This is a genomic window from Herbiconiux daphne (genome assembly GCF_024979295.1).
Classification (GTDB): domain Bacteria; phylum Actinomycetota; class Actinomycetes; order Actinomycetales; family Microbacteriaceae; genus Herbiconiux; species Herbiconiux daphnes.
Map to the genome: position 1 here is coordinate 1 of NZ_JANLCJ010000713.1, position 547 is coordinate 547.

General features: G+C 32.0%; 1 protein-coding gene. It reads right to left on the bottom strand.

Annotation, left to right across the window (positions count from 1 at the left end):
* The coding region (locus N1032_RS27305) for a hypothetical protein (protein WP_259543841.1) at positions 1 to 547 on the bottom strand (547 nt) is incomplete at both ends.

Here is a 547-nt window from a genome sequence, read left to right on the forward strand (position 1 = left end):
TTTTTGTACGTTTTTCCCAATCAAAATCGGGGTACAAATCTGAATAGTAATAAACGGACTTGCCTAGTATGATAACGTCATTCTCAATATATACTAACTGCTTATCTGTTAAACTCATAAAGCATTGTTTGGCATATAAGTAGGCTTCTTCATCGCTCATATCTTCTTCAAGGTCAAAAACATCGTATTCAAATTCTGTTTTCAACTGTTCTTCCTCTATGACACCTAAAGCAAGAAGTTTTTTACCTAACTCACGAATAGAAGCACCTGTTTTCGGGGCGTTATCAATCGTAATATAATGCACGTTATTATAAAATGCATCTATTTCTAATGAAGTTGCCGACTTAACCCGTTTTTCTAGTATAATATTATCACGGTCAAGTGGTTGGGCTTTTGTTAAATCACCTAACTTACATGTATTGACGTTATCTATTGCGTTAGTCAAATGAATATTTCTTACTTCCGTTTTTTTGTGATGAAATTTCATAGCATGTTCGATAAAATGATTATCAAATTTATTACCATTATGAAATACTAATTCAATCTT